Source organism: Mycobacterium sp. (assembly GCF_002863225.1).
Lineage (GTDB): Bacteria > Actinomycetota > Actinomycetes > Mycobacteriales > Mycobacteriaceae > Mycobacterium.
Window position 1 is genome coordinate 56,213 of the sequence record NZ_PKEK01000026.1, and the last position, 17,045, is coordinate 73,257.

A 17,045-nucleotide genomic window follows, 5' to 3' on the forward strand; every position below is an offset into this window, starting at 1 on the left:
CCTCGAGCGCCCTGCTAGACGGGCGCTCAGCAGAAAGCAGCTAGCCGAGGATCAGGCCGGAGGTCGGCACCCCGGTGCCGGCGGTGACCAGCACATGCTCGACGTCGGGCACGGGGTTCACCGACGTGCCGCGCAGTTGGCGCACACCCTCTGCGATGCCGTTCATACCGTGGATGTAAGCCTCACCGAGTTGACCGCCGTGGGTGTTGATCGGCAACCGGCCGCCGATCTCGATTGCACCGTCGGCGATGAAGTCCTTGGCCTCGCCCCAACCGCAGAACCCCAACTCCTCCAACTGAATCAGGGTGAACGGGGTGAAGTGGTCATAGAGGATCGCGGTCTGGATGTCGGCGGGCCCGAGGCCCGACTGGGACCACAGCTGCTTGCCCACCAGGCCCATTTCCGGAAGCCCGTCCAGCTCGGGCCGGTAGTAGCTGACCATCGAGTACTGGTTCGGGCTCGCGCCCTGTGCCGCCGCCTCGATGACGACCGGCCGGTTCTTGAGGTCCTTCGCCCGCTCCGCTGAGACGATGACGAGCGCAACCGCGCCATCGGTCTCCTGGCAGCAGTCCAGCAGCCGCAATGGTTCGGCGATCCACCGCGAATTCTGGTGGTCCTCAATGGTTATCGGCTTTTCGTAAAAGTATGCCTTCGGGTTCTTGGCTGCGTGCTTACGGTCGGCCACCGAGATCGCACCGAAGTCGCGGCTGGTGGCCCCCGACAGATGCATGTAGCGCTTGGCGATCATGGCCACCTGCGCGGCGGGTGTCGAGAGGCCGTGCGGATAGGAGAACGAATTGTCCACCCCGGTCGAGTCGGCGTTCTCGACCAACCGGGTCTGCACCTGACCGAACCGCATACCTGAGCGCTCGTTGAAAGCGCGGTATGCCACAACACAATCCGCGACACCGGTGGCCACCGCGATGGCCGCTTGCTGGACCGTCGCGCAGGCGGCACCACCACCGTGGTGGATCTTGGAGAAGAACTTGAGGTCCCCTATTCCGGTGGCCCGGGCAATGGACACCTCGGTGTTGGAGTCCATCGTGAAGGTGACCATGCCGTCGACGTCGGCCGGTGTCAGCCCGGCGTCGTCGAGTGCGTCGAGTACCGCCTCGGCGGCCAACCGGAGCTCGCTGCGGCCGGAGTTCTTGGAGAAGTCGGTGGCGCCGATCCCGGCGATCGCGGCCTTACCGGACAGTTCACCGGGCATCAGAACCCCCGATGGTCAGGGTCGCGTTCGCGATGACGTGATCGCCAAGGCTGTTGCTGCCAACGATTTTCAGCGTGATCAGGCCGTCGTCCACCGCGGTCACTTCGCCTGTGAACGTCACGGTGTCATAGGCATACCACGGCACCCCCAGCCGCAGGCCGATCGACTTGATCAACGCCGACGGGCCGGCCCAGTCGGTGATGTAACGCTGGACCAGACCGGTGTCGGTGAGGATATTGACGAAGATGTCCTTGGATCCCTTGGCCTGCGCTTTGTCCCGATCGTGGTGGACGTCCTGGTAGTCGCGGGTGGCGATCGCCGTGGAGATGATGAACGTGGGATCGCCGTACAAGGCGAGCTCCGGCAGCTTGGTGCCGACCTCGATCGTCGGTGCGCTCATGCGTCAGGCTCCCATGCATACAGTGTCCACGCCGGACCGATTTCGTTGGCGGGGAAGTCGATATACGTTGCCCGAACCGGCATTCCGATTTCCACGGCCGCGGGGTCGACGTTGCGCAGCTCGCCGAGCATCCGGACGCCCTCTTCCAACTCCACGAGCGCGATGACGAACGGCAGGGTGCGGCCGGGCACTTTCGGCGCGTGGTGCACCACGAAGCTGAACACCGTGCCGCGACCGCTGGCGACGACGTAGTCGGTCGGCTTCACATCCTCGCCGGCGTCCTTCCACAAAGCCGGTACCGGGGGATGCTGCAGGCTGCCGTCGGGCCGCTGCTGGACGCGCAGCTCGTGCGCCTTGACGCCGTCCCAGAAGAACTTGGTGTCCTTGGACTCCGAGGGCCGCATCATGGATTCGGCGTCCAGATCCTCGGGAACCGACCCGGTGGAAGACTCGCGTGGCTTGAATTTGAGTATCCGCCACTCCATTTCGGCGACATCCTCGTCACCGACGCGCCAGCTGATGTGCTGGTTGATGAACCAGCCCTCGCCCAGCCCGGTCTGCTTGGGCCCGATCACGTCACCCATCTCCGAGTGGATGGTGACTTCCTCACCGGGTTGCAGATACCGGTGATAGGTCTGCTCGCAGTTGGTCGCCACCACACCGATGTAACCGTTGTCGTCGAACAGCTGCATGATCGGACCCATAGGGTCGTCGGAGGGACGTTCGCCACCGAGGCCGAACATCGTCCAGACCTGAATCATGGCCGGGGGTGCGACGATTCCCGGGTGGCCGACCGCACGGGCAGCGTCGGCGTCCCGATAGATCGGGTTGGTGTCGCCGATTGCCTCGACCCAACTGTTGACCATCGGCTGGTTCACCGGGTCGCGGCCCTTGCGCGGCTTGGGGCCGCCGGCCGCTTTGATCTTCTCGAGCGCGTCGTGGATGTCTGTCATCTGGGCACCCTCGGCACTTTGAGGCCGGACGCCGCGATCATCTCGCGCATCACTTCGTTCACGCCTCCACCGAAGGTAATCACCAAATTGCGCTTCGTCTGCGAGTCGAGCCAGTCGAGCAGCTCGGCAGTGGCGGACTCGGCGGGGTTGCCATACTTGCCGACGATCTCTTCGGCCAACCGTCCGATGTACTGAATGCTCTCGGTGCCAAAGACTTTGGTCGACGCGGCATCGGCGACGTTGATGTCTTCGCCAGCGGCGGCCACCTGCCAGTTCAGCAGTTCGTTGACCCGCCACATCGAGTAGATCTCACCGAGCGCCCGCTTGACGTCCTGATGGTCGATCGGAGTGACCCCGTCACCACCGGGCTTGGAGGCCCAGTCGTGCAGCCGGTCGTAGATGCCGGCGGTGCGGCCGGCCGGTCCCAACATCACCCGCTCGTTGTTGAGCTGGGTGGTGATCAGTCGCCACCCCCCGTTCTCCTCGCCGACCAGCATGTCGGCGGGAACCCGGACGTCGTTGTAGTAGGTGGCGTTGGTGTGGTGCGCGCCGTCGGACAGGATAACCGGCGTCCAGGAGTACCCCGGATCCTTGGTGTCGACGATCAGGATCGAAATACCCTTGTGCTTAACAGCTTCCGGGTCGGTGCGGCAGGCCAGCCAGACGTAGTCGGCATCGTGCCCACCGGTGGTCCACATCTTCTGACCGTTGACGATGTACTCGTCACCGTGACGGACGGCGGAGGTGCGCAGCGAAGCCAGGTCGGTACCGGCCTCAGGCTCGCTGTAACCGATCGCGAAGTGCACCTCGCCGGCCAGGATCGCCGGCAGGAACTTCTTCTTCTGGGCTTCGGTGCCGAACTGCTGCAACACCGGGCCGACCGTCTGCAATGTCACGGCGGGCAGCGGCACGTCGGCGCGGTGCGCCTCGTTGACGAAGATCGACTGCTCGACCGGTCCGAATCCCAAGCCGCCGAATTCTTTTGGCCACCCGACGCCGAGCTTGCCGTCTTTGCCCATCCGCCGAATCACGGCTCGGTAGGCATCGTTGTGGCGATCATTCTCCATCGCCTTCATCTCGTCACTCGAGATCAGATTCGAAAAGTATTGCCGCAGTTCGGCTTGCAGCTGACGCTGCTCCGGGGTCAGGTCGATGAACATTGCGCTCCCACCAAATCGAGGCGATGCGAAGGCCCACCGAGTAAGCGGGTCAGGTCTTTGATCGTCGAGTAGTACCGGTGCATCGGATAGGTGATGTCCATCCCCATACCCCCGTGCAGGTGGTGGCAGATCTGCATCACCCGCGGTGCCTGCGACGTGATCCAGTAGCCGAGCACATCCAGGTCCTCGGCGGCGTCGCGCCCCTCGGTCAGTCGCCAGATCACCGAAATCGATGCCAAATCGATTGTCCGCGAGGCGATGTACACCTCGGCGAGCTGCGCGGCGACGGTCTGGAAAGTCGACAGCGGCTTGCCGAACTGCTCCCTGCTGCCCACGTAGTCCGCGGTCAGCCGCAATGCGCCGGCGACCAGGCCGGCGGTGTAGGAACCGATTGCGGCCAGCGCCAGCTGGTTCACCCGCTGCGCCGTCGCCCCGATCAGTACGTCGTCCCCGCCGACCTCGACGTCGGAGAAGGTGACCACATACTCGTCGGCCCCAGCCGACGTCGGCGTCTTCACGATGTGCACACCGTCGGCGTCGGACCGCACGACGACGACAGCGCTGTCCGCGGTGACCAGGATCCGATCCGCCTTCTCGGCATACCCGACACCGACTTTCGTGCCCGACAACCTGCCGTCGGCAAAGCTGGTCGCAGGCCGGTCCGGCAACGCGGCGCCGGGCTCGTTGAGCGCGGCGGTCAGGACCGAACCCTTGGCCAGGCCGACGAGGTAGCGATCCTGCTGATCGTCGGAAGCCAAGTCCAGCAATGTGATCGCGCCGAGCCCGAGGGTCGCCAATGCCGGGCTGATCAGACCGTGTCGACCGATTTCGGTCAACGCCGTCGCGATCTCCGGTAGACCGACACCGTCGCCGCCGATACGTTCCGGCACCGCCAGTGCCGTCACGCCGCCGGCGACCAGCGCGTCCCAGGAGTTGTCACGGTCCAGCACGGATGTGACGACGTCGGCGACCGCCTGCTGCTCGGCGTCTGGCGTGAAGTCCATCGTCGCTTTGGAATTCATCCCTGTGCGACCGCACTCTTGCCGGAGTAGTCGACCTGCCAGTGCTTGATGCCGTTGAGCCAGCCCGACCGCAGCCGCTCGGGCTCCGACACCGGCTTGAGGTCCGGCATGTGGTCGGCCACCGCGTTGAAGATCAGGTTGATCGTCATCCGTGCCAGGTTGGCGCCGATGCAGTAGTGCGCACCGGTACCGCCGAACCCGACGTGCGGGTTCGGGTCGCGCAGGATGTTGAAGCTGTGCGGGTCGTCGAAGACCTCGTCGTCGAAGTTGGCCGAGCGGTACGACATCACCACACGTTCGCCCTTCTTGATCTGGGCGCCACCCAGTTCGAGGTCTTCGTTGGCGGTGCGCTGGAAGGCGGAAACCGGTGTGGCCCAGCGGATGATCTCGTCAGCGGCGGTCGTGGGCCGCTCTTTCTTGTACAGCTCCCACTGGTCGGGGTTCTGCGAGAACGCGATCATGCCGTGCGTGATCGAGTTGCGGGTGGTCTCGTTGCCCGCCACCGCGAGCATGATCACGAAGAAGCCGAACTCGTCGTCGGAGAGCTTCTCCCCGTCGATGTCCGCTTGGATCAACGTCGTGACGATGTCGTCGGTCGGGTTCTCGTTGCGCTCGGCGGCCATCGCCATCGCGTACATGATCAGTTCCATCGACGACTGCGCCGGGTCGACGTCGGCGTACTCGGGGTCGGTGCCACCCGTCATCTCGTTGGACCAGCGGAACAGCTTGTCGCGATCTTCTTGAGGCACACCCAGTAAGCCGGCGATGGCCTGAAGCGGAAGCTCGCACGAGACCTGTTCGACGAAGTCACCGCTACCGGCGGCGGCCGCCGACTTGGCGATGTTCTGCGCGCGCTGGGCCAGTTCTTCCTCCAGCCGCCCGATCGCGCGGGGCGTGAACCCCCGGGAAATGATCTTGCGCAGCCGGGTGTGGTGCGGCGCGTCCATGTTCAACATGACGCTGCGCTGCAACTCGACCTGCTCGCGCTTCATCTCCTGCGGCCACGTCGGGATGGCGCCGTTCAGCCAACTGGAGAAGACGTCGCTGCGGCGCGAGACTTCCTTGACATCGGCGTGCTTGCTGACGATCCAGTAACCGTTGTCCTCGAAGCCGCCGCTTCCGCCCGGAATGTCGACCCAGTGAACGGGCTCGGCTTTCCGCAGTTCGGCTAGTTCGGCGACGGGCAGGCCGGCGAGGTTGACGTCCGCGTCGAGAAAGTCGAAGTCGGCGGGGATGTTGGGGGGTGCCATAACGTGGTGCGCTCCTCTTCAACACTAATTGCAACGTGTTCTAGTGCCAGTAAAACATGGCTCCTGCGCAGATAAAAGGCAGGTCGTCATCGTCGCTTGTCAGGCTAATGAAACGTGTTCTAGCCTGACCTCATGGGTAACCCGGTAATTGTTGAAGCCACCCGCAGCCCGATCGGCAAGCGCGCTGGGTGGCTGTCTGGACTGCACGCCACCGAGTTGTTGGGCGCAACGCAGCGGGCGCTTGTGGAGAAGGCCGGCATCGACGCCGGCGAGGTCGAGCAGATCGTCGGCGGCTGCGTAACGCAGTACGGCGAGCAGTCCAACAACATCACCCGGGTCGGCTGGCTCGTCGCCGGGCTGCCCGAGCATGTCGGCGCCATGACCGTGGACTGTCAGTGCGGCAGTGGCCAGCAAGCCAACGGTCTGATCGCCGGCCTGATCGCGGCGGGCGCCATCGACGTCGGCATCGCCTGCGGCATCGAGGCGATGAGCCGTGTCGGCCTGGGCGCCAACGCCGGCCCGGACCGCGGCATCCTTCGGCCCGCCTCATGGGACATCGACCTGCCCGACCAGTTCACCGCCGCAGAGCGAATCGCCAAGCGCCGCGGCATCACTCGCGAAGAGATCGACCAATTCGGTTTCGACTCGCAGCGCAAGGCCAAGCAGGCGTGGGCCGAGGGCCGCTTCGACCGTGAGATCAGCGGCATCGAGGCACCGGTGCTCGACGAGAACAAGCAACCGACCAGCGATCGGCACATCGTCAGCAAGGACCAGGGCTTGCGTGACACCACATTGGAGGGCCTGAGCCAGCTCAAGCCGGTGCTCGACGGTGGCATCCACACCGCGGGCACCTCGTCGCAGATCTCCGACGGCGCGGCCGCCGTGCTGTGGATGGATGAGGACAAGGCCAAGGCGCTCGGCCTCAAGCCGCGGGCGCGCATCGTCAGCCAGGCGCTGGTTGGCGCCGAGCCTTACTACCACCTCGACGGCCCGGTGCAGTCGACAGCGAAGGTGCTGGAGAAGGCCGGGATGAAAATGGGCGACATCGACATCACCGAGATCAACGAAGCCTTCGCCTCAGTGGTGCTGTCCTGGGCGCGGGTACACAACCCCGACATGGACAAGGTCAACGTCAACGGCGGCGCGATCGCGCTGGGCCACCCGGTCGGCAGTACCGGCAGCCGGCTGATCACCACCGCGCTGCACGAATTGGAGCGCACCGACCAGACCACCGCGTTGATCACGATGTGCGCCGGCGGGGCGTTGTCGACCGGCACCATCATCGAGCGCATTTGACCGACCAAGATCGGATCGCCGCGGCACAGCTGTACATCGACGCGCTGGCCAACCATCGGGGCGACGAAGTCCCGTTCGCGCCGGATTGTGTTCGGATCGAGATGGGGATCAAGACCGGATTTTCCGGAAACCACTTGCGGCGCAGCCTGAATCGCGGACCACAGTTCCGACTCATCGAGCAGTGCACGCCGCCGAAGTTCGATGTGGACGGCGACCGGGTGCGTGCTCAGTTCGACGTGATCACCAAACCGACGCTGGTGGGGCGTCGAGTGTGCGCGCACGTCGACGAAACCTTCCTGATCGTGGATGGCAAGATCCGACACATCAACGCTCAGATGCGTCCGTTCATCCAGCACCGCCGATAGGAAGAACCCAATGGCCAATCCGCCGCGCGCACTGAATTCCGCCGGCACCGGCGTCCTCATCAAGTGGATGTCGCGACTCAACACCGCGGCCTACAAAGTCTCCGGCGGCAGAATCGGCGGCACATTTCTCCAGGGCGCGCCGGTCGCGCTGCTGACCACCATCGGCCGCAAGACCGGGCAGCCGCGGGTCAGCCCGCTGCTCTTCCTGCGCGAAGGCGACCGCATCGTCTTGGTGGCCTCGCAGGGCGGGCGGGCCGACAACCCGATGTGGTACCTGAACCTGAAGGCGAACCCGAAGGTAACGGTGCAGGTCAAGAAGGACGTCCTGAAGCTCACCGCCCGCGACGCCACCGAAGCCGAACGCGAGCAGTACTGGCCGAAACTCGTCGCGATGTACTCCTCGTTCGAGGACTACAAGTCGTGGACCGACCGCGTCATCCCAATCGTCATCTGCGACCCGTAGCCCACGGTGATGAAGGTTCTGATCACCGGCGGCACCGGATTCGTCGGAGCGTGGACAGCGAAGGCCGTCGAAGACGCCGGGCACCACGTCAGATTTCTCGCGCGAAACCCTGATCGCCTGCACACCAGTGCGGCCCGGATCGGCGTCGACGTCAGCGACTACGTCGTCGGTGACATCGCAGACCCCGACAGCACTGCCGCGGCTCTATGCGACTGTGAGGCCGTCATCCATTGCGCAGCAATGGTTTCCACCGACCCCGACCGCAGCGAGGAGATGCTGCGCACCAACCTCGAAGGCGCCCGCAATGTGCTGGGAGGGGCCGCCGCGGCGAAGATCGACCCGATCATCCACGTCTCGAGTTTCTCGGCGCTGTTTCGGCCAGGTCTACCGATGCTGCATGCCGACCTGCCCGTGGTCGGCGGGTCGGACGGCTACGGCAAGTCCAAGGCCATCGTCGAAGCGTATGCGCGAGGTCTCCAGGATGGCGGTGCGCCGGTGAACATCACCTATCCCGGCATGGTGCTGGGACCACCCGCGGGTGACCAGTTCGGTGAAGCGGCCGAGGGTGTGGAGGCAGCGATCAAGATGCGCGGGGTGCCCGGGCGCAGCGCCGGCTGGATCGTGGTGGACGTCCGCGACCTCGCGGCCCTGCACGTCGCCCTGTTGCAGCCGGGGAAAGGACCGCGCCGTTACATGGCCGGTGGCCGACGCATCGCGGTGGATCGGCTGGCATCGCTGCTCGGCGCCGCCGCTCAGCGCAATCTGGTGGCCGTCCCGGTTCCCGATGCCGGACTGCGCGCCATCGGTCGCGTGTTCGACGTGGTCGGCGATTACCTGCCGTTCGAGACGCCGATCAACTCTGCCGCGATGCAGTACTACACCCAGATGCCGCCTTCTGATGACACACCTGCCGAACGCGACCTCGGCATCACGCATCGGGACGCGGCGCAGACACTCGCCGACACGGTCGACGGGCTGCGGGAAGTCGGCCGCATCTAGTTCGTCGGCTCCCTCCGACGTATGACTCGGCTTAATCAAAGCTGTGATTTACCTTAAATCGCGAGGTCAATGCGATAGATTGCCCGCGTGATGAGCAACCGATTCGGGCGTCCCCTTGTCGTCGGGCTGCTGTCAGCGGGCCTGCTGACCATGGGGTCGGCACTGGCGCGGGCCGACGACGGATCGATCGTGCTGGACCTGGTCCGGCACGGCGAGACGCTGTCCAATCTCAACGGCATCATCGACACGGCACCGCCGGGAGCGCCGCTGGACGCGACGGGCGTCGAACAAGCCAACGCCGTCGCCAACTCGATCTACGGCGTCTTCAAGGACAACATCGCGGGCATCTTCGCCTCTGACGCGATCCGGACTCAGCAGACCGCCGAACCGTTGGCCGAGGCGCTGAGCGCACTCAACAACGGGAACCCCTTCCCTGTCGAGACGCTGTCCGGACTCAACGAGATTCCCGCCGGGGTCTTCGAAGGCCAACCCACCCTCAGCCTCGCGGGTCTGCTCTACCTGCTGGGCCCCATCTCCTGGACGTTGGGATTCCCGCTGGTACCCAACTTCGGCGATCCCAGCCTGAACGGCATCACCTTCGACGAAGGTTTCGACGCCGCGCTGCAGACCATTTACGACGGGACCGCGAGTTCGACCGGCACGGCCAACGCCGTCGCATTCTCCAGCGCGGGCTCGATCGCGGTCTGGACGCTGATGAATGTCAAGAACCCCGACTTCTCGATCCTTTTCGACGAGGTGATCAAGAACCAGGAATTCCTGCCCAACACCGGCCAGGTGATCATCAGCGGCAGCCCCGGGGACTGGACGCTGGTGAGCTATGACGGGGTCGCGGTGCCGCAGGATCCCGGCCTCTTCACGAACTTGTTCGTCGATTTCCGCGACCTGATCGAGGCGCCGCAGTTCGTCGGCTACGACATCTACGAAGCTCTGCTGACCGGTGACGCGCTCACCATCGACGCCGCGTTGCAGACCGGGTACACCCAACTCGAAGCGGCGTTCAGCCAGTTCTCGGTGGACTTCTTCGACCACATCGTCGACGCCTTCGGGGCAGGTCTCTGATGAATCGCTCGCTGGCCATCGGATTTCTTGCCGCTGCAATGCTTTCCAGCGGCTCGGCACTGGCCCGCGCCGACGATGGATCGATCGTGCTGGATTTCATCCGGCATGCCGAGGGAGGCGACAACACCGTCATCAACACCATGGTGCCCGGCCCCGGCCTCACCGATGAGGGCATGCGACAGGCCTCCGAGCTGGCAGAGTTGTTGAAGAACAGCGATATCGACGAGATCTGGGCCTCGACGATGGTTCGCTCGCAGGAGACCGCGCAGCCGCTGGCCGACGCACTCGGTCAGACCATCCAGACGCCATTCTTGGCCGGGCTCAACGAGATCGACGCCGGAATCTTCGAGGGCGCACCGGTCAACGTCGGAACGCTGCCCCTGGGCGGTGCGCTGTATCTCCTGGCGCCGGCGTTGTGGACGCTCGGGCTGACGTCCGTCCCGCTGGTGGGTTCCACCGACGCGAACGGCATCGTCTTCGACGCCCGTGTCGACGAGGCCATCCAGACGATCTACGACGGCAGCATCGCGGGTGACACCGACGCGGTGTTCGCCCATGAGGGCACCATCGCCATCTGGGCGCTGATGAACGTCGACAATCCGGACTTCGGGGTGGTGCTCCACGAGCTGTTCACCACCGGCGAATTACTCCCCTACACAGGACAAGTCGTCATCGAGGGTTCACCGGGTGACTGGACGTTGGTCAGCTGGGACGGCATTCCGGTACCCGAGGATCCGGGTCTGCTCACCGACCTGTTCGTCGACTTCCGTGATTTCATCCAGGTTCCGCAAGCGGTGGGCTACGACATTTACGAAGCGCTTCTGACCGGCAACGCGACAACGATTGACAGCGCGCTTCAACTCGGCTTCAGCCAAATCGAAACGGCGGCTTCGCAATTCCCGATTGCGGTCTTCGACGACATCGTCGCCGCATTGGGCGGTTCGGTCTAGGCGCCGTACACCGGCACGGGTGTCCGCGACTTGGCCAGCAGATCGGCCACCACCGGCCCCAGCCGGGCCGGGTCCCATCGGGCGCCGTTGTCGATCTGCGGTCCGTGGGCCCATCCTTCGGCGACCCGGATTTTGCCGCCCTCGACCTCGAATACCTGGCCGGTGACATCACGAGACTCGTTGCTGCCCAACCACACCACCAACGGTGAAATGTTCTCCGGCGCCATCGCATCGAAGTCGTCGTCTTGGGTGGACATCATGTCGGCGAACACAGTCTCGGTCATCCGGGTGCGGGCCGAGGGCGCGATCGCGTTGACCGTGACGCCGTATCGGCCCATCTCCGCGGCGCCGACCAGGGTCAGCGCGGCGATGCCGGCCTTGGCCGCACTGTAGTTGCCCTGACCGACGCTGCCCTGCAGGCCCGCACCGGAACTCGTGTTGATGATCCGCGCGTCAACACTCTTGCCCTCTTTGCTCAGCCCGCGCCAGTACGAGGCCGCGTGCCGCATGGCCCCGAAGTGGCCCTTGAGGTGCACCGCGATCACGGCGTCGAATTCTTCTTCGCTGGTGTTGGCCATCATCCGGTCGCGCACGATGCCGGCGTTGTTCACCAGCACGTCCAAGCCGCCGAAGGTGTCCACCGCGGTCTGGATCAGTCCCGCGGCCTGGTCCCAGTCGGCGATGTTGGCACCGTTGGCGACGGCTTCGCCTCCGGCGGAGACGATTTCGTCGACGACGCTCTGGGCGGCACTGCCGCCGCCGGCCGGTGATCCGTCCAGGCCGACCCCGATGTCGTTGACGATGACGCGGGCGCCTTCGGCGGCGAAAGCCAGCGCATGCGCACGTCCGATGCCGCCACCCGCTCCGGTCACGATGACCACACGGCCGTCAACCACACCCATAGTTTTGTTCTCCTCTTATTTGACCGAGCTCGCGTTGGTGGTGGCCAGGTAGTGTGGCGGCTCGCCGCCGCCGTGCACCTCGAGCGAGGCGCCACTGATATACGACGCTGCGTCTGAGGCCAAAAAGGCTGCGGCCCAACCGACATCGGCGGGCGTCGCGAGCCGGCCGAGCGGGACGTTCTTCGAAATCGCGGCGATGGAGTCGGCGTCGCCGTAGAACAACTCCGACTGCTCGGTTTCGACCATGCCGACGACGCAGGCGTTGATCCGGACCTTCGGGCCCCACTCGACCGCCAGGGTCTGGGTGAGGTTTTCCAGACCGGCTTTGGCCGCCCCGTACGCGCCGGTGCCGGGTGAGGGCCGGCGGCCGCTGAGGCTACAGATGTTGACGATCGACCCGCCGTCCGGCTGGCCCTGCATCACGTCGTTGGCGTGCTGGGACACCGAAAGCGCGCCGAGCAGGTTGAGTTCGATGATCTTGCGGTTGAACTTCGCGCTGGACTCCGCCGTCAGGACGAAGGGCGATCCGCCGGCGTTGTTCACCACCACGTCGAGGCGACTGTGCCGCTCCACGATCGAGTCGATCATCGCCTTGACGGCGTCGTCGTCGCGGATGTCGCACGGGTGGAATTCGAAAGGCAGGCCGTCGACTTCGCGCCTGGCACAGGTGACTACGGTGGCACCCTGCTCAGCGAAAACGGTGCTGATACCGGCGCCAACCCCTCGAACGCCGCCGGTGACCAGCACGACCCGGCCGGCGAGCCCGAAGCTGAATGCGCGGCCTTCGTCGGCAAGAGTCACTGTGCTAGCGTACCAAGCAAGTGCTTGCTTAGGTAAATCGTCTCCCGTCGTCCCCCAAGGAAGTGGTCGAGGATCTCGATGACAATCACATCGCGCACCGTCGAACCGGGGATAGTCGCGGTCACCGTCGACTACCCACCCGTCAATGCCATCCCGTCGCAGGGCTGGTTCGAACTCGGCGAGGTCATCACCGCCGCCGGCAACGACCCGACCACGCACGCGGTGATCCTGCGGGCCGAGGGCCGCGGCTTCAACGCCGGAGTGGACATCAAGGAGATGCAACGCACCGAGGGCTTCACCGCGCTCATCGACGCCAACCGCGGTTGCTTTGCCGCATTCCGCGCGGTCTACGAGTGCGCGGTCCCGGTGATCGCCGCGGTCAACGGATTCTGTGTCGGAGGCGGCATCGGCTTGGTGGGTAACGCCGACGTCATCGTGGCTTCCGACGACGCGACGTTCGGCCTGCCCGAAGTCGAACGCGGCGCATTGGGTGCGGCGACGCATCTGTCGCGCCTGGTGCCACAACACATGATGCGCAGACTGTTCTTCACCGCAGCCACCGTCGACGCCGCCACACTGCACCACTTCGGGTCGGTGCACGAGGTGGTGCCGCGATCTGAACTCGACGAGGCCGCGCTGCGGGTCGCCCGTGACATCGCCGCCAAGGACACCCGGGTGATCCGCGCCGCCAAGGAAGCGCTGAATCTGATCGACGTCCAGCGGGTCAACTCCAGTTATCGCATGGAGCAGGGCTTTACGTTCGAGCTCAACCTCGCCGGGGTTGCTGACGAGCACCGCGACGCGTTCGCCGGCACCTCGAAGGGCGACAAGAAGTGAGCAAGAAAGTCACATCGCTCGACGACGCCGTCGCGCAGGTACGCAGCGGTATGACGATCGGCATCGGCGGCTGGGGATCGCGACGCAAGCCGATGGCGTTCGTGCGGGCGTTACTGCGCACCGACGTCGAGGATCTGACCGTGGTCACCTACGGTGGCCCGGACCTCGGACTGTTGTGTTCCGCCGGCAAGGTCAAGCGGGTGTACTACGGGTTCGTCTCGCTGGACTCACCGCCCTTCTACGACCCCTGGTTCGCCAAGGCCCGCAGCGCCGGCTCGCTCGAGGCCCGCGAGATGGACGAAGGCATGCTGCGGTGCGGTCTGCAGGCAGCGGCACAACGGTTGCCGTTCTTGCCCATTCGCGCCGGGCTGGGAAGCTCGGTGATCGACTTCTGGGAGGGTGAGCTGAAAACCGTCACCAGCCCCTACCCCGCACCCGGCGGCGGACACGAGACGCTGCTGGCGATGCCCGCGCTGAACCTGGACGCCGCGTTCGTCCACCTCAACCTCGGCGACGAACGGGGCAACGCCGCCTATACCGGTATCGACCCCTACTTCGACGACCTTTTTCTGATGGCGGCCGAGCGGCGCTACCTGTCCGTCGAGCGCATCGTCTCCACCGAGGAGCTTGTCAAAGCCGTACCACCACAGGCATTGCTGATCAACCGGATGATGGTCGACGGCGTTGTCGAGGCGCCTGGCGGTTCGCACTTCACCACCGCGGCACCGGATTACGGCCGCGACGAGAAGTTCCAGCGGCATTACGCCGAGGCCGCCGGCACCGACGAAGGCTGGCAGACGTTCGTCCAGACCTACCTCTCCGGTGGCGAGGCCGAATACCAAGCGGCAGTGCGCAAGTTCGCCGAGGAGGCATCACAGTGAGCACTCGTGCCGAGGTCTGCGCCGTCGCCTGCGCCGACTTGTTCCGCGATGCGGGCGAGATCATGGTCAGCCCGATGACGAACATGGCGTCGGTCGGTGCGCGGTTGGCCCGGTTGACCTTCTCCCCCGACATCCTGCTGACCGATGGTGAAGCTCAATTACTCGCCGACACTCCGGCGCTGGGTAAAACCGGCTCCGTCGAGGGTTGGATGCCGTTCGGTCGGGTGTTCGAGACGCTGGCCTGGGGTCGGCGGCACGTGGTGATGGGGGCCAATCAGGTTGACCGTCATGGCAATCAGAACATCTCCGCGTTCGGTCCGCTGCAGCGGCCGAAGCGGCAGATGTTCGGTGTCCGCGGTGCACCCGGCAACGCGATCAACCACGCGACCAGCTACTGGGTGGGCAACCATTCCAAGCGGGTGTTCGGCGAGACGGTCGATGTCGTCTGCGGGATCGGATGGGACAACATCGATGCCGACAACCCGGCGTTCCGGTTCGCCAACACCTACCGGGTGATCTCGAATCTCGGCGTGTTCGACTTCGGCGGCCCCGACCGGACGATGCGGGCCTTGTCGCTGCACCCCGGGGTCACGGCCGACGAGGTTCGCGAGAACACCTCGTTCGAGGTGCACGGCCTCGACGACGCTGAAGAATCCCGGCTGCCGACCGACGACGAATTACAGCTGATCCGCGAGAGGATCGACCCGAAGTCGCTGCGGGACAGGGAGATCAGGTCGTGAAGCTGCGCACGCCACTGACCGAGCTGATCGGTATCGAACATCCGGTGGTGCAGACCGGAATGGGTTGGGTGGCTGGTGCGCGACTCGTCGCGGCGACATCAAATGCCGGCGGCCTGGGCATCCTGGCCTCGGCGACCATGACGCTCGACGAGTTGGCCGTCGCGATCGGGAAGGTCAAAGCGGCCACCGACAAACCGTTCGGAGTCAACATCCGCGCCGATGCCGGCGATGCGGGCGACCGGGTGGACCTGATGATCCGCGAGGGTGTCAGGGTCGCATCCTTTGCGCTGGCACCCAAGCAGGAATTGATCGCCAAGCTCAAAGAAGCCGGCTCCGTGGTCATTCCGTCGGTAGGTCTGGCCAAGCACGCCCGCAAGGTGGCGTCCTGGGGGGCCGACGCGGTGATCGTCCAGGGCGGTGAGGGCGGCGGCCACACCGGACCGATCGCCACCACGCTGCTGCTGCCCTCGGTGCTGGACGCCGTCAGCATCCCGGTGATCGCGGCGGGCGGCTTCTTCGACGGTCGCGGTCTCGCGGCCGCGCTGTCCTACGGCGCTGCCGGGGTCGCGATGGGAACCCGGTTCCTGCTCACCTCGGATTCCACCGTGCCCGACGCGGTCAAGCAGCGTTATCTGCAATCGGCCCTGGACGGCACGGTCGTCACCACCCGTGTCGACGGCATGCCGCACCGGGTGCTGCGTACCGGCCTGGTCGAGAAGCTGGAAAGTGGCACGCCGATCAGGGGTTTGGCCGCTGCCGTGGGTAACGCCGGCAAGTTCAAGAAAATGTCCGGCATGACCTGGGCATCGATGATTCGCGACGGCCTGGCGATGAGGCACGGCAAGGAAATGACCATGGCGCAGATCGTGATGGCGGCCAACACACCCATGCTGCTCAAAGCCGGTCTGGTCGAAGGCAATACCGACGCCGGCGTGTTGGCATCCGGCCAAGTCGCCGGTATCGTCGACGACCTGCCGTCCTGCGCGGAGCTGATCGACGCGATTGTCGCCGACGCCGTCAAACACCTACAGGCGGCGTCCGGGCTGATTCAGGACTGAGGGCCGTAGGCGCGGGCGATGTCCTGCGAGCCGCCCCATCTACTGAAGGTCGGTGACTGCGGCCAGCCGTCCGGGGAGTCCTGCCACTCTTCCTGCCGCCCATAGGGAAGCACGTCGATCAAAGCGAAGACATGCTGCAACTGCTCGGTCCCGCGACCGTTGGTGTGCCAGGTCCGGTAGACGTTATCTCCATCTCGCAGAAAGACATTGACCCCGAAGCCACCGTTCGGTGGCGCGTCGACGTCGGCTCCGAACGGGCTGTTGGCGGTGGAATACCAGGTCATCTGATTTCCCACCCGGCGCTTGTAGGCGAGCGCCTCGTCGATCGGGCCCTGGGTGACGATGACAAACCGGGCGTCCCAATTGTCCAGGAATTCGAGCCGGGTGTACTGCGACGTCATACCGGTGCATCCCGGACACTGCCAGTCTTCTCCCGGAAACCACATGTGGTTGTAGACGATCAGCTGCGACTTCCCCTCGAACACGTCGACCAGTCGCACCGGCCCGTCCTCGCCCTCGAGGGTGTAGTCGGGCATCGCGACCATCGGCAATCGGCGTCGTTGCGCGGCAATCGAATCCAATTCACGGGTGGCCGCCTTTTCGCGGACGCGTAGCGCGTCCAGCTCTCGTTGCCAGGTCTCCTGGTCCACGACGGGCGGCAATCCTGCGGTGTTCACG

19 protein-coding genes are annotated in these 17,045 nt (G+C 65.1%); 10 read left to right on the forward strand and 9 right to left on the reverse strand.

Annotated features, from left to right (window positions below; translation table 11 throughout):
• Window positions 1-40: 40 nt before the first annotated feature.
• The 6 genes from CYU59_RS06575 to CYU59_RS06600 are packed head-to-tail and all read right to left on the reverse strand — an operon-like array spanning window position 41 to window position 5,995.
• Window positions 41-1,210 (reverse strand): lipid-transfer protein, encoded by a 1,170-nt coding sequence (locus CYU59_RS06575; RefSeq protein WP_292980614.1) that lies wholly within the window; start codon window positions 1,208-1,210, stop codon window positions 41-43.
• A complete protein-coding gene (locus tag CYU59_RS06580; RefSeq protein ID WP_292980617.1) occupies window positions 1,200-1,610 on the reverse strand; it encodes a MaoC family dehydratase in 411 nt (136 codons plus the stop codon). The genes CYU59_RS06575 and CYU59_RS06580 overlap by 11 nt, the downstream gene beginning before the upstream one ends.
• Entirely contained in the window at window positions 1,607-2,563 is a 957-nt protein-coding gene (locus CYU59_RS06585) for a bifunctional MaoC family dehydratase N-terminal/OB-fold nucleic acid binding domain-containing protein (protein ID WP_292980620.1), read from the reverse strand. Before CYU59_RS06585 ends, CYU59_RS06580 begins: the two co-directional genes overlap by 4 nt.
• The gene (gene fadE29, locus CYU59_RS06590; protein WP_292980623.1) at window positions 2,560-3,723 is read right to left on the reverse strand and encodes an acyl-CoA dehydrogenase FadE29; all 1,164 of its coding nucleotides are present in this window, start codon (window positions 3,721-3,723) and stop codon (window positions 2,560-2,562) included. Before fadE29 ends, CYU59_RS06585 begins: the two co-directional genes overlap by 4 nt.
• Window positions 3,708-4,727: an acyl-CoA dehydrogenase family protein gene (locus CYU59_RS06595; RefSeq protein WP_292980626.1), complete on the reverse strand. Its 1,020-nt coding sequence runs from the start codon at window positions 4,725-4,727 to the stop codon at window positions 3,708-3,710. The genes fadE29 and CYU59_RS06595 overlap by 16 nt, the downstream gene beginning before the upstream one ends.
• Before the next feature lie 14 nt (window positions 4,728-4,741).
• Window positions 4,742-5,995, reverse strand: coding sequence for a cytochrome P450 (locus tag CYU59_RS06600; RefSeq protein ID WP_292980629.1), 1,254 nt, complete (start codon window positions 5,993-5,995; stop codon window positions 4,742-4,744).
• Between the two features lie 132 nt (window positions 5,996-6,127).
• On the opposite strand from CYU59_RS06600, the gene CYU59_RS06605 reads away from it, so the two are divergent.
• The 6 genes from CYU59_RS06605 to CYU59_RS06630 all read left to right on the forward strand — a co-directional run bounded on the left by CYU59_RS06605 (window position 6,128) and on the right by CYU59_RS06630 (window position 11,148).
• Complete coding sequence (locus tag CYU59_RS06605) at window positions 6,128-7,291, forward strand: steroid 3-ketoacyl-CoA thiolase (RefSeq protein ID WP_292980632.1); 1,164 nt, start codon at window positions 6,128-6,130, stop codon at window positions 7,289-7,291.
• On the forward strand, window positions 7,288-7,656 hold the full coding sequence (locus tag CYU59_RS06610; RefSeq protein ID WP_292980635.1) for a hypothetical protein: 369 nt from the start codon (window positions 7,288-7,290) through the stop codon (window positions 7,654-7,656). The genes CYU59_RS06605 and CYU59_RS06610 overlap by 4 nt, the downstream gene beginning before the upstream one ends.
• Before the next feature lie 10 nt (window positions 7,657-7,666).
• The gene (locus CYU59_RS06615) at window positions 7,667-8,119 is read left to right on the forward strand and encodes a nitroreductase family deazaflavin-dependent oxidoreductase (RefSeq protein ID WP_292980638.1); all 453 of its coding nucleotides are present in this window, start codon (window positions 7,667-7,669) and stop codon (window positions 8,117-8,119) included.
• Between the two features lie 9 nt (window positions 8,120-8,128).
• On the forward strand, window positions 8,129-9,118 hold the full coding sequence (locus tag CYU59_RS06620; protein WP_292980641.1) for an NAD-dependent epimerase/dehydratase family protein: 990 nt from the start codon (window positions 8,129-8,131) through the stop codon (window positions 9,116-9,118).
• 90 nt (window positions 9,119-9,208) lie between these two features.
• A complete protein-coding gene (locus CYU59_RS06625) occupies window positions 9,209-10,198 on the forward strand; it encodes a histidine phosphatase family protein (protein WP_292980829.1) in 990 nt (329 codons plus the stop codon).
• On the forward strand, window positions 10,198-11,148 hold the full coding sequence (locus CYU59_RS06630; RefSeq protein ID WP_292980643.1) for a histidine phosphatase family protein: 951 nt from the start codon (window positions 10,198-10,200) through the stop codon (window positions 11,146-11,148). The genes CYU59_RS06625 and CYU59_RS06630 overlap by 1 nt, the downstream gene beginning before the upstream one ends.
• On the opposite strand, the gene CYU59_RS06635 is transcribed toward CYU59_RS06630, so the two are convergent.
• Together CYU59_RS06635 and CYU59_RS06640 are read right to left on the reverse strand one after the other, a co-directional pair.
• Complete coding sequence (locus CYU59_RS06635; RefSeq protein ID WP_292980645.1) at window positions 11,145-12,050, reverse strand: SDR family oxidoreductase; 906 nt, start codon at window positions 12,048-12,050, stop codon at window positions 11,145-11,147. The genes CYU59_RS06630 and CYU59_RS06635 overlap by 4 nt on opposite strands.
• Window positions 12,051-12,065: 15 nt before the next feature.
• Window positions 12,066-12,851, reverse strand: coding sequence for an SDR family oxidoreductase (locus tag CYU59_RS06640; protein ID WP_292980648.1), 786 nt, complete (start codon window positions 12,849-12,851; stop codon window positions 12,066-12,068).
• A gap of 78 nt (window positions 12,852-12,929) precedes the next feature.
• Here CYU59_RS06640 and echA20 point away from each other — a divergent pair, with 78 nt between their 5' ends.
• From echA20 to ipdC, 4 genes are read left to right on the forward strand one after another with little or no spacing between them, the layout of a single operon-like run.
• Entirely contained in the window at window positions 12,930-13,688 is a 759-nt protein-coding gene (gene echA20 / locus CYU59_RS06645) for a (7aS)-7a-methyl-1,5-dioxo-2,3,5,6,7,7a-hexahydro-1H-indene-carboxyl-CoA hydrolase (protein ID WP_292980651.1), read from the forward strand.
• Window positions 13,685-14,569, forward strand: a complete 885-nt coding sequence (gene ipdA / locus CYU59_RS06650) for a cholesterol ring-cleaving hydrolase subunit IpdA (protein ID WP_292980654.1) — start codon at window positions 13,685-13,687, stop codon at window positions 14,567-14,569. Before echA20 ends, ipdA begins: the two co-directional genes overlap by 4 nt.
• Window positions 14,566-15,309: a cholesterol ring-cleaving hydrolase subunit IpdB gene (gene ipdB / locus CYU59_RS06655; RefSeq protein ID WP_292980657.1), complete on the forward strand. Its 744-nt coding sequence runs from the start codon at window positions 14,566-14,568 to the stop codon at window positions 15,307-15,309. The genes ipdA and ipdB overlap by 4 nt, the downstream gene beginning before the upstream one ends.
• Entirely contained in the window at window positions 15,306-16,367 is a 1,062-nt protein-coding gene (gene ipdC, locus CYU59_RS06660) for a (3aS,4S,5R,7aS)-5-hydroxy-7a-methyl-1-oxo-octahydro-1H-indene-4-carboxyl-CoA dehydrogenase (protein ID WP_292980660.1), read from the forward strand. Before ipdB ends, ipdC begins: the two co-directional genes overlap by 4 nt.
• On the opposite strand, the gene CYU59_RS06665 is transcribed toward ipdC, so the two are convergent.
• Window positions 16,358-17,044, reverse strand: a complete 687-nt coding sequence (locus CYU59_RS06665) for a DUF899 family protein (protein WP_292980663.1) — start codon at window positions 17,042-17,044, stop codon at window positions 16,358-16,360. The genes ipdC and CYU59_RS06665 overlap by 10 nt on opposite strands.
• Between the last annotated feature and the right edge of the window lies 1 nt (window position 17,045).

What these genes read in the sequence shown, in the direction of transcription:
- CYU59_RS06580 (WP_292980617.1), bottom strand. Translation starts at nt 1,610, where the DNA reads ATGAGCGCACCGACGATCGAGGTCGGCACCAAGCTGCCGGAGCTCGCC.
- CYU59_RS06620 (WP_292980641.1), top strand. Translation starts at nt 8,129, where the DNA reads ATGAAGGTTCTGATCACCGGCGGCACCGGATTCGTCGGAGCGTGGACA.
- CYU59_RS06595 (WP_292980626.1), bottom strand. Translation starts at nt 4,727, where the DNA reads ATGGACTTCACGCCAGACGCCGAGCAGCAGGCGGTCGCCGACGTCGTC.
- CYU59_RS06575 (WP_292980614.1), bottom strand. Translation starts at nt 1,210, where the DNA reads ATGCCCGGTGAACTGTCCGGTAAGGCCGCGATCGCCGGGATCGGCGCC.
- CYU59_RS06585 (WP_292980620.1), bottom strand. Translation starts at nt 2,563, where the DNA reads ATGACAGACATCCACGACGCGCTCGAGAAGATCAAAGCGGCCGGCGGC.
- CYU59_RS06615 (WP_292980638.1), top strand. Translation starts at nt 7,667, where the DNA reads ATGGCCAATCCGCCGCGCGCACTGAATTCCGCCGGCACCGGCGTCCTC.
- CYU59_RS06635 (WP_292980645.1), bottom strand. Translation starts at nt 12,050, where the DNA reads ATGGGTGTGGTTGACGGCCGTGTGGTCATCGTGACCGGAGCGGGTGGC.
- CYU59_RS06625 (WP_292980829.1), top strand. Translation starts at nt 9,209, where the DNA reads ATGAGCAACCGATTCGGGCGTCCCCTTGTCGTCGGGCTGCTGTCAGCG.
- CYU59_RS06605 (WP_292980632.1), top strand. Translation starts at nt 6,128, where the DNA reads ATGGGTAACCCGGTAATTGTTGAAGCCACCCGCAGCCCGATCGGCAAG.
- fadE29 (WP_292980623.1), bottom strand. Translation starts at nt 3,723, where the DNA reads ATGTTCATCGACCTGACCCCGGAGCAGCGTCAGCTGCAAGCCGAACTG.
- CYU59_RS06630 (WP_292980643.1), top strand. Translation starts at nt 10,198, where the DNA reads ATGAATCGCTCGCTGGCCATCGGATTTCTTGCCGCTGCAATGCTTTCC.
- CYU59_RS06600 (WP_292980629.1), bottom strand. Translation starts at nt 5,995, where the DNA reads ATGGCACCCCCCAACATCCCCGCCGACTTCGACTTTCTCGACGCGGAC.
- echA20 (WP_292980651.1), top strand. Translation starts at nt 12,930, where the DNA reads ATGACAATCACATCGCGCACCGTCGAACCGGGGATAGTCGCGGTCACC.